The 12,542-nt window shown below is 33.2% G+C and carries 11 protein-coding genes; 4 read left to right on the top strand and 7 right to left on the bottom strand.

Features of this window, described 5'->3' with window-relative positions; all coding sequences use genetic code 11:
• Positions 1-8: 8 nt before the first annotated feature.
• The 4 genes from CLMAG_RS24575 to CLMAG_RS24560 form a co-directional block, all read right to left on the bottom strand.
• Positions 9-1,874, bottom strand: coding sequence for an APC family permease (locus CLMAG_RS24575; protein WP_066628914.1), 1,866 nt, complete (start codon positions 1,872-1,874; stop codon positions 9-11).
• A 596-nt stretch (positions 1,875-2,470) separates the two neighbouring features.
• Positions 2,471-3,487 carry a bifunctional glycosyltransferase family 2/GtrA family protein gene (locus CLMAG_RS24570; protein ID WP_066628911.1) on the bottom strand — a complete coding sequence of 339 codons (1,017 nt, stop codon included), beginning with the start codon at positions 3,485-3,487 and terminating at the stop codon, positions 2,471-2,473.
• A 33-nt stretch (positions 3,488-3,520) separates the two neighbouring features.
• The gene (locus CLMAG_RS24565) at positions 3,521-4,216 is read right to left on the bottom strand and encodes a DUF4956 domain-containing protein (protein WP_066628902.1); all 696 of its coding nucleotides are present in this window, start codon (positions 4,214-4,216) and stop codon (positions 3,521-3,523) included.
• Complete coding sequence (locus tag CLMAG_RS24560; protein ID WP_066628899.1) at positions 4,156-4,953, bottom strand: polyphosphate polymerase domain-containing protein; 798 nt, start codon at positions 4,951-4,953, stop codon at positions 4,156-4,158. Before CLMAG_RS24560 ends, CLMAG_RS24565 begins: the two co-directional genes overlap by 61 nt.
• A 215-nt stretch (positions 4,954-5,168) precedes the next feature.
• On the opposite strand from CLMAG_RS24560, the gene CLMAG_RS24555 reads away from it, so the two are divergent.
• From CLMAG_RS24555 to CLMAG_RS24545, 3 genes are all read left to right on the top strand, one after another.
• Complete coding sequence (locus CLMAG_RS24555) at positions 5,169-6,416, top strand: RNA-guided endonuclease InsQ/TnpB family protein (RefSeq protein WP_066628896.1); 1,248 nt, start codon at positions 5,169-5,171, stop codon at positions 6,414-6,416.
• Positions 6,417-6,524: 108 nt separating this feature from the next.
• Entirely contained in the window at positions 6,525-7,199 is a 675-nt protein-coding gene (locus CLMAG_RS24550; protein WP_066628893.1) for a response regulator transcription factor, read from the top strand.
• Between the two features lie 208 nt (positions 7,200-7,407).
• Positions 7,408-8,673, top strand: coding sequence for a sensor histidine kinase (locus CLMAG_RS24545; protein ID WP_066628890.1), 1,266 nt, complete (start codon positions 7,408-7,410; stop codon positions 8,671-8,673).
• A 355-nt stretch (positions 8,674-9,028) separates the two neighbouring features.
• Here CLMAG_RS24545 and CLMAG_RS24540 read toward each other — a convergent pair whose 3' ends face one another.
• On the bottom strand, positions 9,029-9,649 hold the full coding sequence (locus CLMAG_RS24540) for a carbohydrate-binding domain-containing protein (RefSeq protein WP_066628887.1): 621 nt from the start codon (positions 9,647-9,649) through the stop codon (positions 9,029-9,031).
• 102 nt (positions 9,650-9,751) lie between these two features.
• On the opposite strand from CLMAG_RS24540, the gene CLMAG_RS24535 reads away from it, so the two are divergent.
• Positions 9,752-11,038 (top strand): glycoside hydrolase family 18 protein, encoded by a 1,287-nt coding sequence (locus tag CLMAG_RS24535; protein WP_066628884.1) that lies wholly within the window; start codon positions 9,752-9,754, stop codon positions 11,036-11,038.
• Between the two features lie 222 nt (positions 11,039-11,260).
• Here the strand turns inward: CLMAG_RS24535 and CLMAG_RS24530 are convergent, their stop codons facing one another.
• Together CLMAG_RS24530 and CLMAG_RS24525 are read right to left on the bottom strand one after the other, a co-directional pair.
• Positions 11,261-11,707, bottom strand: a complete 447-nt coding sequence (locus tag CLMAG_RS24530) for a hypothetical protein (protein ID WP_066628882.1) — start codon at positions 11,705-11,707, stop codon at positions 11,261-11,263.
• Positions 11,697-12,533, bottom strand: a complete 837-nt coding sequence (locus CLMAG_RS24525) for a DUF3100 domain-containing protein (protein ID WP_066628874.1) — start codon at positions 12,531-12,533, stop codon at positions 11,697-11,699. The genes CLMAG_RS24530 and CLMAG_RS24525 overlap by 11 nt, the downstream gene beginning before the upstream one ends.
• Positions 12,534-12,542: the final 9 nt, after the last annotated feature.

Raw genomic sequence — 12,542 nt, 5'->3', positions numbered from 1 at the left:
TTAATAAATTATTTCTTTGATTCACAAACATCTTCGTCTGCTAAATGATAAGGAAAGGTAGATACGATTATATTATTATTTCTAAGTAAAGTTTCTCGAATAAAGAAACTTGTGTGGTTATGCAAAACCTCTCCCCAATGTTCATGAGTAACAAACTCTGGTACAATTACTGTTACTTTTTCATTTTCCCCTGCTGCATCTGAAATTTGTACGATATATTTTAGCAGAGGAGTAACCACAGCTCTAAAAGGTGAGTATTTTGCAACAAGTAGAATATCTGTATCTAATTCATTCCATCTATTTTTTAATTTCTCCATTGCTTCCATATCTGTTGAAATATTAAGAGCAATAACATTATCACTTATACTCTGGGCATATTGAAGAGCGCCTATAGTAGCTTTGTTTAAGCTGGCAATTGGAACTACTACGATATGAGTGTACTTTCTTCTCAAATCTACCTTCTTTAAATTTAGTTGACTAATACTTAAACTACAAGCAACTTTATCATAGTGATTTTTAATTTTCACCTGTATTAAGATTATGATTGGAATTAAAATCGCAACTATAAAGGCGCCTTCACTAAATTTCTCTACTAAAATTATTATTGTTGTTATTAAAGTTACCAAAGCACCTACGCCATTAATAATAGCACGCTTTACCCAACCCTGTTCTCCTTCTTTTCTCCAATGATTTACCATACCAAACTGACCTAAGGTAAAGGATATAAATACGCCAATTGCGTATAGCGGTATCAACCTATGGGTATCTGCTTTGAATACAATAACTAAAACACAAGCTATAAATGATAAAGCAACGATTCCAAAGGAAAAGCTGAGTCGTTTACCTCTTATAGTAAATTGTCTAGGAGCAAAACCATCCTTTCCCACTATGTACATAAGCATTGGGAAACCTGTATACGCTGTATTGCATGCCATAAGCAAAATTACAGCAGTACTAAACTGTATTATATAATACATTATTCCCTTATTGAAAATACCAAATGCAATTTGTGAAACAACAGTAGGGCCATTTGCAATGGGAACAGCTGTATAGAATATAGCAAGTACTGAAGTACCACCAAATATGAAAAATATTAAAGCTGCTAATAATATCATAACAGTCTTTGCACTTTTTTGACTTGGTTCCTCAAAATTCGGAACAGAATTACTTACTGCTTCTACACCAGTTAATGCAGAACATCCAGAGGAAAAAGCTCTCAAAATAAGAACTATTGACAAACTTTCAGCAGCCTTTGTGGGAATAGAATACATAGGCTTCGGATGAATATTTAGTACAAAATACTTAAACAAACCATAAAGAATCATAAAAATCATACTGAAAATAAAAATATAAGTAGGTATAGCAAAAATTTTTGAAGATTCACTTATGCCTCTTAAATTTAAAATAGTCAAAACTATGATTATAATCAAAACGAAGATAACTTTATATCTTGTTAAATTGGTAAATGCAGAAGTAATTGCATCTGCACCAGCACTAGCGCTAACTGCAACTGTAAGTATGTAACTGATTATTAATCCTGCACCAGCGGCCAAACCAGCCCTAGTACCTAAATTTTCCTTTGCTACCTTATAGGCTCCTCCTCCCTGTGGATAAGCTCTAATAATTTGAATATAGGAGATTGTTAATATAATTAATAATCCTATAATCATAAAAGAAGTCCATGTTAACCATTGATATGCCAATGGGCCTAGAACTATTAAAACAAAAAGAATTTCCTGAGCAGCATAGGCCACAGAGGATATCGCATCACTGGCCATAATCGCAAGCCCAAAAGGAATATTATACTTTTCATGACTACCTTGCTCATTAGCCAAAGGTTCTCCAAGTAAAACATCTGAAAATTTCTTACTCACTTACTCGCCCCCCTATATTATTTCTTAAAAATATTGTATAGTAATACTGGAATAAAAACAATATTATAGCAATATATTGAAGAAAAATGTAGAAACCTAATATAAATATGAAGACATTCCTAGTATATCTCATTTTTTATTAGTTATGCTTTTTTTGTTACGCTACTAAAAATTCTTAAATATAAGCAAAAATATATGCTATTTCAGTATATGATTTACCACAAATAGCACTAAAATTATACGCATGAAAAAACCTACCAAGTTCAGCACACTTTGGTAGGTTTTGTATGAAGTGTAAACTTGAATCAAATGGGGTTTCGTCTACGACCCGGGGCTTTGCCCGTTAAATGCCATTTAGGCATTTAACCCCCACTTGATTCTTAGCTGAACGAATCCAGGGACGTAGCCGCTCGGAATGTACACTTTGGAGAAAAGCAGCGAACCAAAATCTCTGATTTTGTGTGAGTCGCTTTCACAGAGTGCGTATGGGAGTATTAGAGCGGGTAGTCATCGGATAAACTACGGAATTTCTATAAATTAGTAGGAGTTCTGTTCCAACCTACTTTTAGGCACCTTCATTGTGAGCATAAAAGTGTCTATTTAGCAAAAACAAATTTCCTTTGTGACCAAAAGCTAAAAAAGAAAATTGTTATTTCAGTGAAGATTTTAGCGAAAAATAAGGATAATCCTATTATGCTGTAATATATGTCGATTATACCGTAGTTTGCAAGCATTACGAAGGCTGCAAGGATAAAATATCTTGGCAAAGAAGTCTTAACTGCGGCATACTTAAACTTTGAAAATACATAAAGCCTATTTACTGTATAGTTAAACACTGAACTGCAGACCCTTGCACCTACTACTGCTAGAAATAAATTTGAAGTAAAAAGCTGTATTATTCCTAAAAGTAAGAAATCAAGCACTCCAGATAAAAGAGACGACATGCTGAATTTTAGAATAGGCATATATACCCTGAGAGAATCCTTTAAAGGATGAAAGTGAGAGGACTTATTTTGTTCTAGATATACAGTTTCCATATCTACCTCTTGAAAGCTGTAACCTGCTGGAACAGCCTCCAAAAGCATATTCATCTCATATTCAAATCTGTCACCGGGAACTTCGCAAAGCCAATTAAGCATCTCCAGCGAAAACCCTCGGAGGCCAGTTTGAGTATCATAGATCTTGGCACCACTTGCAAAGGAGAAAATAGTTCTAGTTAGGCTGTTGCCAAAGCGGCTTCGGAAAGGAACTTTCCCTACAAACCTTCTGGTTCCAAGTACTATGGTATTATTATGCTCTTTTATGGACTCAGCAATTTTGACAATGTCTTTTGGCAAATGCTGTCCATCGCAGTCTGCGGTAACCACTCCTTCATCCTCTTTAGTATCTTTTATATACTTGAATCCAGTTTTTAAAGCTGCTCCTTTACCTTTATTTTTCTCATGTTTTAGGACAGTACATCCAAGACTTAAAGCAGTATCAAAAATATATTTAAACTCTTCTCCGCTTCCATCATCAACAATTACAATGTGGTAATCACATATATCTATCAAATCATATATCAAGTTAATTAGTCTTTTACTAGGTTCATAAGCGGGAATCAAAATTGTCATAAATTGCACCTCCTTTTATAATTTGAACATTTTTTAATATCCTGACATATCTTCAGTCATAGACAAAACAATATTTAAGTTACCATTTCTACACCTTAAGGCATCTAAAAATTCCTTTTCACTTTTTTTATTATCCATTGTCACAGTGAAAACAAGCTGAAATAGACTGCCTAAATCCATTGTTTTTACTCTTATTAATTCATGTCTAGTTGTATATGTTGCAAATATGTCTTCAAAAACACCCTCATACTCTAAATCTTCTGGTATTGTAATCTTTAAAAGTTTATTTGAAACTTTTTTTGCACCAAAGTTTATAACACTAAGAACATACATTAGCACACAAAGAAAAACTGTGAACATCCCCGCATAGCTATAAGCCCCTACACCACAAGCAAGACCTGCTGCCATAGTAAATAGTACAAAAGCTATATCCTTTGGATCTCCAGGTGCACTTCTAAATTTTATTATTGAAAAGGCTCCAGCTAAGCTAAAAGCTCTAGCTATGTTATTTCCTATTAGAAGTACTATAATAGCTATTACCGTTGGTATTATTATCAATGTTAAAGAAAAGTTTTGTGAGTAACCTCCTTTATTTGAGGTCTTCATATAAGTAATACTAATAACTGCCCCTAATATAAAAGATATAAGGATAGTTAAAACAGAATCCGTTAAGGAAATTGGGTTACTAGCTGCTGCATTTGATATTGAGCTGAATACTGAGTCAAACATTTATTCATTTCTCCCTTCATATTTTTATTATTTATAAGCATTTTTTTATATTCATTACCATACTTTGAAAAGCTTGCTTTATAGATCTTGTATTCTGATAGAAGCCTAGCCAACCATATTGGAATATTTTTTTCAACTTTAACTTCCATAAGGCACTTGCCTTTTTCCAACAGAGGTTCTCCATAATCTCCTGCTTCAAGTTTCAAATCATATCTTCTAGTTCGAATATTTGTATCAAAGGTTATTCTTACTTCCCTGTTATCTTTGCCAAACATAGCCTTTCTGTCATAAGCTATATAGGCCTTTGGTTCAAGATTATAAAGCTTTAACATATATTGAATTTCATTAATAACCTGTTTATTCATATAGCTTTCAAGCTTAGGTTTTTCACCTGTACTTAAAACTTCATAAGTCTCCCTTAATTTAATAGATGTCCTTCTCTTATTACCAAGTCCATTGACCTTTTTCTTAATTTCTAAATATACTTTGTCATCTATATGGGGAACTCCATAAGCCCTGATACGAAGCTTTTCTTTATACTTAGGTTTGGTTAGGGAATTTCTTATTAAGAAATTGTCCTTCGTATCATAGTAAATATTACTTATTGTATAAAAATCATGAACTTTATTGTAATCATCCCTCTTCATATATTCTAGAAGCTTTATATTTAACGCTTCATATACATCCTTATCGATTAAAAATTTACATTCACTTCTATTAAAAACCTCTATAGCCATTTAACTTCTCCTTTCTACTAACTTTAAAGAGTTTACTGCTTTAACTTTATTTTAGAAGCCTAACCTTAAACAAACCTTAAATACTTTTAAAAGCTTCAATAACTTTGGTAAATTCATTTAAGCCTGCGTGTATATCATGATATTACATTTTACTCAATACTATAATTAATAGTAAAATGGTGGTATAATATAAGCAGAAAGTGAGGTGAATAAAGATGTATCTATGTGTAAAACAACAGTTGAAAAAACTATCTAAAGAAGACTATGAAAATCTTAGAGAGTTATCTCATATTGCTAAAAATCTATATAACTATGGTTTGTATAATGTAAGACAATATTACTTTGATCAAAAAGAGTATCTTAATTATGAAAAGAACTATGCTATTTGTAAAAGTAATGAAACTTATAAATTACTAAACAGTAACATGGCTCAACAAATTCTAAAAGAGGTAGATGGAGTATTTAAGTCATTTTTCGGACTAATTAAACTTGCAAAAAAGGGTACATATGATTTTAGAGCAATTAAACTGCCTAAATATCTTAAAAAAGATGGTTTTGCAACTCTTGTAATAGGCTTTGTAAGGGTAAAGGGTAATGAACTAATTATTCCTTATTCTAACAATTATAAAAAGACTCATAAGCCTATTAAAATTAAAATACCACCTATACTTTTAGATAAGAAAGTAAAAGAGATTAGAATAATACCTAAAGATAATGCAAGGTTCTTTGAAATACAATATACTTATGAAGTAGTTGAAGCTCAAAGGGATTTAGATAAAACAAAAGCACTTGCAATAGATATAGGGTTAAATAATCTGGCAACTTGTGTAACTAACCAGGGAAAAACATTTATCATAGATGGAAGAAAATTAAAGTCTATTAACCAATGGTTTAATAAGGAAAATAGTAGACTACAAAGCATAAAGGACTTACAAGGGGCTAAGGGAACTACTAAAACACAGTCTATATTAAAAAACAACAGAAATAATAAAGTAAATGATTACATTAATAAAACCTGTAGATATATCATTAATTATTGCTTAGAAAACAATATAGGAAACCTAGTAATTGGATATAATCAAACACTTCAAAGAGATAGTAATTTAGGTAAAATTAATAATCAGAACTTTGTTAATATACCAGTTGGAAATATAAAAGAAAAGTTAGAATATCTTTGTAAGCTATATGGGATTAACTTTGTAAAACAAGAAGAAAGCTATACTTCAAGGGCGAGTTTTTTTGATAATGATACTATACCTAAATACAATGCAGATAATCCAGCAGATATAATTTTTAGTGGTAAAAGAATTAAAAGAGGATTGTATAAAACTAAAAATGGATATTACCTAAATGCTGATGTTAACGGAGCATTAAACATATTAAAGAAAAGTAGCGTTGTGGGCTTACAAGTCCTATACAGTAGTGGCGAAGTGGATACGCCTATAAGAATAAAGATTGCATAGATTTTTAAGTCTTATGAAGCCCCCACTTCTAAAGTGGGGGAGAGTTCACTAAAGCTTTCTTATGATATAATTAGAGATAAACATATCCTAAAGTAAGGAGCGAATAATATGAGAATTTTGATAGTAGAAGATGAACTTCCTTTAGCTGAGGCTTTAGCACAAATACTAAGAAAAAATAATTATACTGTAGATGCTGTTAACGATGGAGAAAGTGGCTTAGATAATGCCTTAACCAACATCTACGATTTAATAGTTTTAGATATTATGCTTCCTAAAATGGATGGTATAACTATTCTTAAAACTATTAGGAAAGAAGAAATTTCTACTCCGGTCATACTTCTAACTGCAAGAGGAGAAATAAGCGACAAGGTCCTTGGACTAGACAGTGGTGCTGATGATTACTTAGCAAAACCCTTTGCAAGTGAAGAACTACTTGCCAGAATAAGAGCTATGTCAAGACGGAAAGGTGAGGTACTACAGGACAATTCCTTAAAATTTGGAGATTTACAGTTAAATACTTCTACCTTGAAATTAAGTAAAGACAATAAAGAGATCAAACTTATATTGAAGGAATCTCAGCTTTTAGAGCTGCTTATTATGAGGAAAAACATAGCTTCCTCAAAGGAGCTTATAATTGAAAAACTGTGGGGCTTCGACTCTGAGGTTGAGCATAATCATGTAGAAGTTTATATCTCCTTTTTACGAAAGAAACTGACTTACTTAAACTCTAAAGTTACTATTAACACCGTAAGAGGTGTAGGCTATATTTTAGAGTCAAACTAATGGATGAAGTATAAACTTGAATCAGATGGGGTTTCAAACTCCACCTGATTCTTAGTTGAACGAATCCAGGGACGTAACCGGTCTTTACTCCCACTTTGAAGAAAAGCAGCGAACCAAAATCTCTGATTTTGTGTGAGTCGCTTTCACAGAGTGCGTATGGGAGTATTAGAGCGGGTAGTCATCGGATGAATTTTGAAGGGAGCCTATTATGTTTAAACAGCTTAGAAACAGATTTCTGGTGTTAAATTTAGTTATCATTTCCATTATGATGATAATTTCTTTCACAAGTATATATTTGATCACCTATAAAAACGTACGTAATGATATATCTATGGAAATGAGCAAAGTATCGGATTTTAACAAAAAGCCTGATAACATTCTAAAGGAACAACATAATCTAGATAGCAATAATAAAAAAGAAGAACACCGCGGAGAACGCTCCATATCCTTTACATTAATAATTGATAATAACAAAAAAATAATAAACAGTTTTTCTATATTTGATATGGATGAAAAATTTTATGAATCAGCAAAAGATAAGGCTTTATCAGAAAACTCAAGCAATGGTAGGTTCAAGCTAGAGGATACTTACTGGGAATTTGTAATTAAGGAATCTCCAGAGGATTTAGGCTATAAAATGGTATTTTTAGATGTAACTTCAAGATACTCATATCTAACAAACTTAATTTATACATTCTCAGCTGTAGCTTTAGTTACGCTTATAGCAATTTACTTTATAAGTAGGTTCTTTGCCAATAAATCTATAAAACCAATTAAAGAAACCTTTGATAGGCAAAAACAGTTCGTTGCAGACGCATCTCATGAGTTGAAGACGCCGCTGGCTGTTATAAATACAAATGCTGATGTACTTTTATCAAACAGTGAAGATACTATAATAAATCAATCCAAATGGATTTACTTTATAAAATCAGAGGTTGAGAGAATGACTAAATTGACAAATGATTTACTATATCTTGCTAAAGCAGATAACTCAGATATGAAGTTAATTTCTACTGATTTTGATTTAAGCGAAACTATAGAAAATGTTATTTTAACAATGGAAGCCTCTATTTTTGAAAATAATATGGTTCTGGATTATAATATTGAGCCTAATGTTATAAGTCACGGAAACAGCGAGCAAATTAAACAAGTTGTAATGATATTACTAGATAATGCTTTAAAATATACAAATCCTGAAGGCAAGATTTCTCTCTCATTTAAAAAGTATAATAACAAAGCGATACTTAAAATATCCAATACTGGCAAGGGAATATCTGAAGAACATCTAGACAAAATTTTTGATAGATTCTACTGTGTTGACAAGTCTCGTTCAAAAAACAGTGGAGGCTATGGATTAGGACTCTCTATAGCTAAAGCTATTGTAGAACAGCATAATGGTAAAATATCTGTTAAGAGCAGCTTAAATGAAAACACTACCTTCACAGTTGAACTTCCTCGTGTAGGAAATAAATAAAAAAAGAGATAGGTTTTACTTACTTTCACAAGTAAAACCTATCTTTTTTATTTATCCGATGACTACCCGCTCTAATACTCCCATACGCACTCTGTGAAAGCGACTCACACAAAATCAGAGATTTTGGTTCGCTGCTTTTCTTCAAAGTGTACGTTGCCAGCGGCTATCTCCCTGGATTCGTTCAACTAAGAATCAGGTGGAGTTTGAACCTCCATCTGATTCAAGTTTACACTTCATTATTGACCTGTAGTAGGCGCTTGACCTTTTTGACCTCCTTTACCTCCATGCATAGAACTTTTAGCAGTTGTCACTCCAGATTCGTTAAGCCAAGTTACTGAACTTGAAATAGTAAAGTCTACAACCTTTGTTCCACCTTCATAATTTCCATCAGTATAAAGTCCATCAGTTTCTGTTTCAGCATTAGTTGTAGGGTATTATTGTCCTTACCACCCATTGGTCCTCTCATGCCTTCTTCTGCTTTTTTAGTGCCGTTTACACTGCCTCCGCCAGTGGTAATATTAAAGGAACCATCTGCAATAAGTATTGCTGTTTCTGCTTGTATTCCATCCTTTTGGGCTTTTAGGTTAAAGGTACCCTTTTCAATAGCTATAATTCCTTGAGTACTGTCTGTATCATTTGAAGACTTCACTGCATCTCCACCTGATTCAATAGTTATGGTACCATCTTTTACTGCTAATATGTCACGTCCTACTAAACCATCATCAACTGCTGTAATTTGAATATTTCCTCCCATAACTTTTAAATCATCTTTACTAGTAATTCCATCCTTATAATTTCCCTTAACAGTTAGTTTACCATTTCCGTTTATAACAAGGTTATCCTTACTAAAAATTGCTGCACTAGGCTCATCAGTGGAGGTGTCCGCTAAAACATATTTAGCGCCATCTACTATGTTGTTTTCTGTGCCTTCCTCTATAAAACATTTGTTAGCTATTTTAAACTCTTCTAAAGTCATGTATCAGATAAGTGACTATTATTTTAAACTAATATATTAGCATCATTTTCTTTCTATTTCATATAATGATATAGGTAAATTATGTTATTAGAAGGAGATATCATGCAAATTCATGTTGTTCAACCAGGACAATCAATACTTGAAATAGCAAGAGCATATAATTCCACAGTTCCAGCAATTGTGAGAGCTAATGAAATTCCAAACCCTAACCAATTAGTAGTAGGCCAGACAATGGTAATTCCTATAGTTGGAAGCTATTATTGGGTTCAACCAGGTGATAACTTGTACAGTATTGGACGTCGTCTTGGAATAAGCTATCAAACAATTGCTCAGGCCAATAGAATTTCAGCTACCCAGCCACTGAAAGTTGGATTAAGATTGTATATTCCTCCTCGACCTAAAAGAAAGGCAGAAATAAACGCATATGTTGAACCGCTAGGTGGAAGGGTCACTCCAGAACTACAGCAGTCAGCTCGAAGTGCAGCACCATTTTTGACATACTTGGCACCATTTAGTTTTCGAATTAAGAGAGATGGAACATTACAAGCTCCTCCGTTAGATAACTTTTCAGCTATAGCCAGAGCAAATGGTGCAACTTTGATGATGGTAGTTACTAATCTTGAGGAAGGAAAATTCAGTGCAGAATTAGGAAGAATTATCTTAACAAATCCAGAAATACAAGATCGTTTGCTTAATAACATTATTTCAACAGCAAAACAATCTAACTTTAGAGATGTACATTTTGATATGGAATTTTTGCCGCCTGAACTAAGACAAAACTATACTAACTTTTTAAGGAAGGCAAAAGCAAGATTATCCGCAGAAGGATTACTAATGTCTACAGCTCTAGCACCAAAAACAAGTGCCACTCAAGCAGGTCCTTGGTATCAAGCCCACGACTACAAAGCTCATGGAGAAATTGCAGATTTTGTTGTCTTAATGACTTATGAGTGGGGATTCAGTGGTGGTCCACCAATGCCCGTATCACCAATAGGTCCTGTAAGAGATGTAATTGAATACGCTTTAACTGAGATGCCTGCTTCCAAAATTATGATGGGACAGAACTTATATGGATATGATTGGACACTTCCTTATGTACCAGGAGGACAATATGCAAAGGCAGTCAGTCCTCAGCGCGCCATTGAAATTGCAGCAGAAAATAATGTGCCAATCAGATATGACACTAAAGCACAGGCCCCTCATTTCAATTATACAGATAGTGCTGGAAAACAGCATAAAGTATGGTTTGAAGATGCAAGATCAATTCAAGCGAAGTTTAACCTAGTAAAGGAGCTAGGTCTACGAGGGGTTAGCTATTGGAAACTCGGGCTTCCTTTCCCTCAAAACTGGCTGTTGATAGAAAACAACTTTGATGTAGTAAAACGATAAATTTACAATTAGCTTTAAATAAGATTTTTCAAATTACCCGAACATAATACTTCTATAAGTATCATGTTTGGGTAACTTAACTTTTCATGATTCTATATTAATTAAGACCTGCATCCTAAAATAAGGAATACAGGCCTTAGTTGCTATAATAAAGATTCTTAAAGTAATGGAAATATAGTTTATGCATTACTTCCGCTTTCTTTATCTTATGTAAATCTCAAGTTAGATAGTACCATTTAATTTTAATACTATCTGTGCAAATCCAGTTGCGAATATGAATGTACCTGTGTAAACAAGCAATGAGACAATAATGATTCTTAATCCTAACTTTTTAAATGTATCGATATCTTTTCCTAAAGATAATCCTGCATAAGATAGAACCGGTGTTGTCAGTGCCATAAAGTTTACTTTGTTTGTAATTTTTGTTAACATTTCATGTCCTGGAAAAATTGGTGATGTCAAAATAAGTGCCAAAAGTGAAATCCATACAACAGTAGGTGACTCCACTTTTATTGGAATAATTTTACTTATCCACCAACCCAAAAGAGCTATAGCAACAAGAATAGCCATTCCAGGAAGTGCTTCAAGTGGTTTAATCCCAAACCCTATCCAGTTTCCAACCAATGTTATTAGCCCTATAGCACTCAATGTAATAGCATTATTCTTCATTTATATTTCTCCTTTCAATATTTAAAGATGATTCATTTCTTCTACCGATTCTTGGCTCCAGCCAATTGTAAAAACGTTCTGCTAAGGGAAGCGATATAAATGCGCATACAAATGTACCTAGTATGGTTGTTGCTAAATTTGCCGCCCCAGAGAATACAAGTATATCGTTTTTAAAGTCAGGAAATAAAACTACTAGCGCACCAGCTGCTGCAGCCATCATACTACCTGATCCAACACCTGCACCCATTGCTAATGCTAAAGGATGAAAAATTCCTGTTCCACCTAAAATGCTAGCTAATAGTCCTAAGTAAATTGCACCAAATAGTGTTCCACAAATATAAACTCCAATTGCTCCCTTACTTTCTTGAGATTCGACACCAAACTTTTCAGATATAATAGCCAAATTGTTTTCGCGGTCTATTGAATAAGTTGCACCTATAGCTTCTCGCTTCATTCCCAAAAAAACAGCAACAGGAAGTGCAAGAACTATGGTACCAATGAAATGTCCTACTTCTTGGAATAGAAGTGCCCATCCTTCATTGAAAACTTTCATGATTGAAGGACCAAGCATAGTTCCTAGTTTTGCTACTAATAATACAAATGAAATTCCTAAAATATTTGATGCTTTAGACATTTCTTTTTCTTTTAATAGTTTAAACGAAGGAAAACTTATAATTCCTCCTAAAACTAGAGCATATAGCATTGGAAATAATGCTATAACTCCAAAACCAACATTTAGCTTTTTCGCCCCAACAAATTCTGTACCTACTACTAAGCATAGAACTATAAGGTGGATCCTTGGATTGATTAATTTTTCTTTATTCATAGTTTCAGC

It is taken from the genome of Clostridium magnum DSM 2767 (genome assembly GCF_001623875.1).
Classification (GTDB): Bacteria; Bacillota; Clostridia; order Clostridiales; family Clostridiaceae; genus Clostridium_AM; species Clostridium_AM magnum.
This window is presented reverse-complemented; position numbering and strand designations above follow the sequence as displayed.

Coding starts and splice junctions, on each gene's coding strand:
- CLMAG_RS24540 (WP_066628887.1), bottom strand. CDS start 9,649: ATGACTTTAGAAGAGTTTAAAATAGCTAACAAATGTTTTATAGAGGAA.
- CLMAG_RS24565 (WP_066628902.1), bottom strand. CDS start 4,216: ATGTTTGACTCAGTATTCAGCTCAATATCAAATGCAGCAGCTAGTAAC.
- CLMAG_RS24570 (WP_066628911.1), bottom strand. CDS start 3,487: ATGACAATTTTGATTCCCGCTTATGAACCTAGTAAAAGACTAATTAAC.
- CLMAG_RS24560 (WP_066628899.1), bottom strand. CDS start 4,953: ATGGCTATAGAGGTTTTTAATAGAAGTGAATGTAAATTTTTAATCGAT.
- CLMAG_RS24525 (WP_066628874.1), bottom strand. CDS start 12,533: ATGAATAAAGAAAAATTAATCAATCCAAGGATCCACCTTATAGTTCTA.
- CLMAG_RS24530 (WP_066628882.1), bottom strand. CDS start 11,707: ATGAAGAATAATGCTATTACATTGAGTGCTATAGGGCTAATAACATTG.
- CLMAG_RS24555 (WP_066628896.1), top strand. CDS start 5,169: ATGTATCTATGTGTAAAACAACAGTTGAAAAAACTATCTAAAGAAGAC.
- CLMAG_RS24535 (WP_066628884.1), top strand. CDS start 9,752: ATGCAAATTCATGTTGTTCAACCAGGACAATCAATACTTGAAATAGCA.
- CLMAG_RS24545 (WP_066628890.1), top strand. CDS start 7,408: ATGTTTAAACAGCTTAGAAACAGATTTCTGGTGTTAAATTTAGTTATC.
- CLMAG_RS24550 (WP_066628893.1), top strand. CDS start 6,525: ATGAGAATTTTGATAGTAGAAGATGAACTTCCTTTAGCTGAGGCTTTA.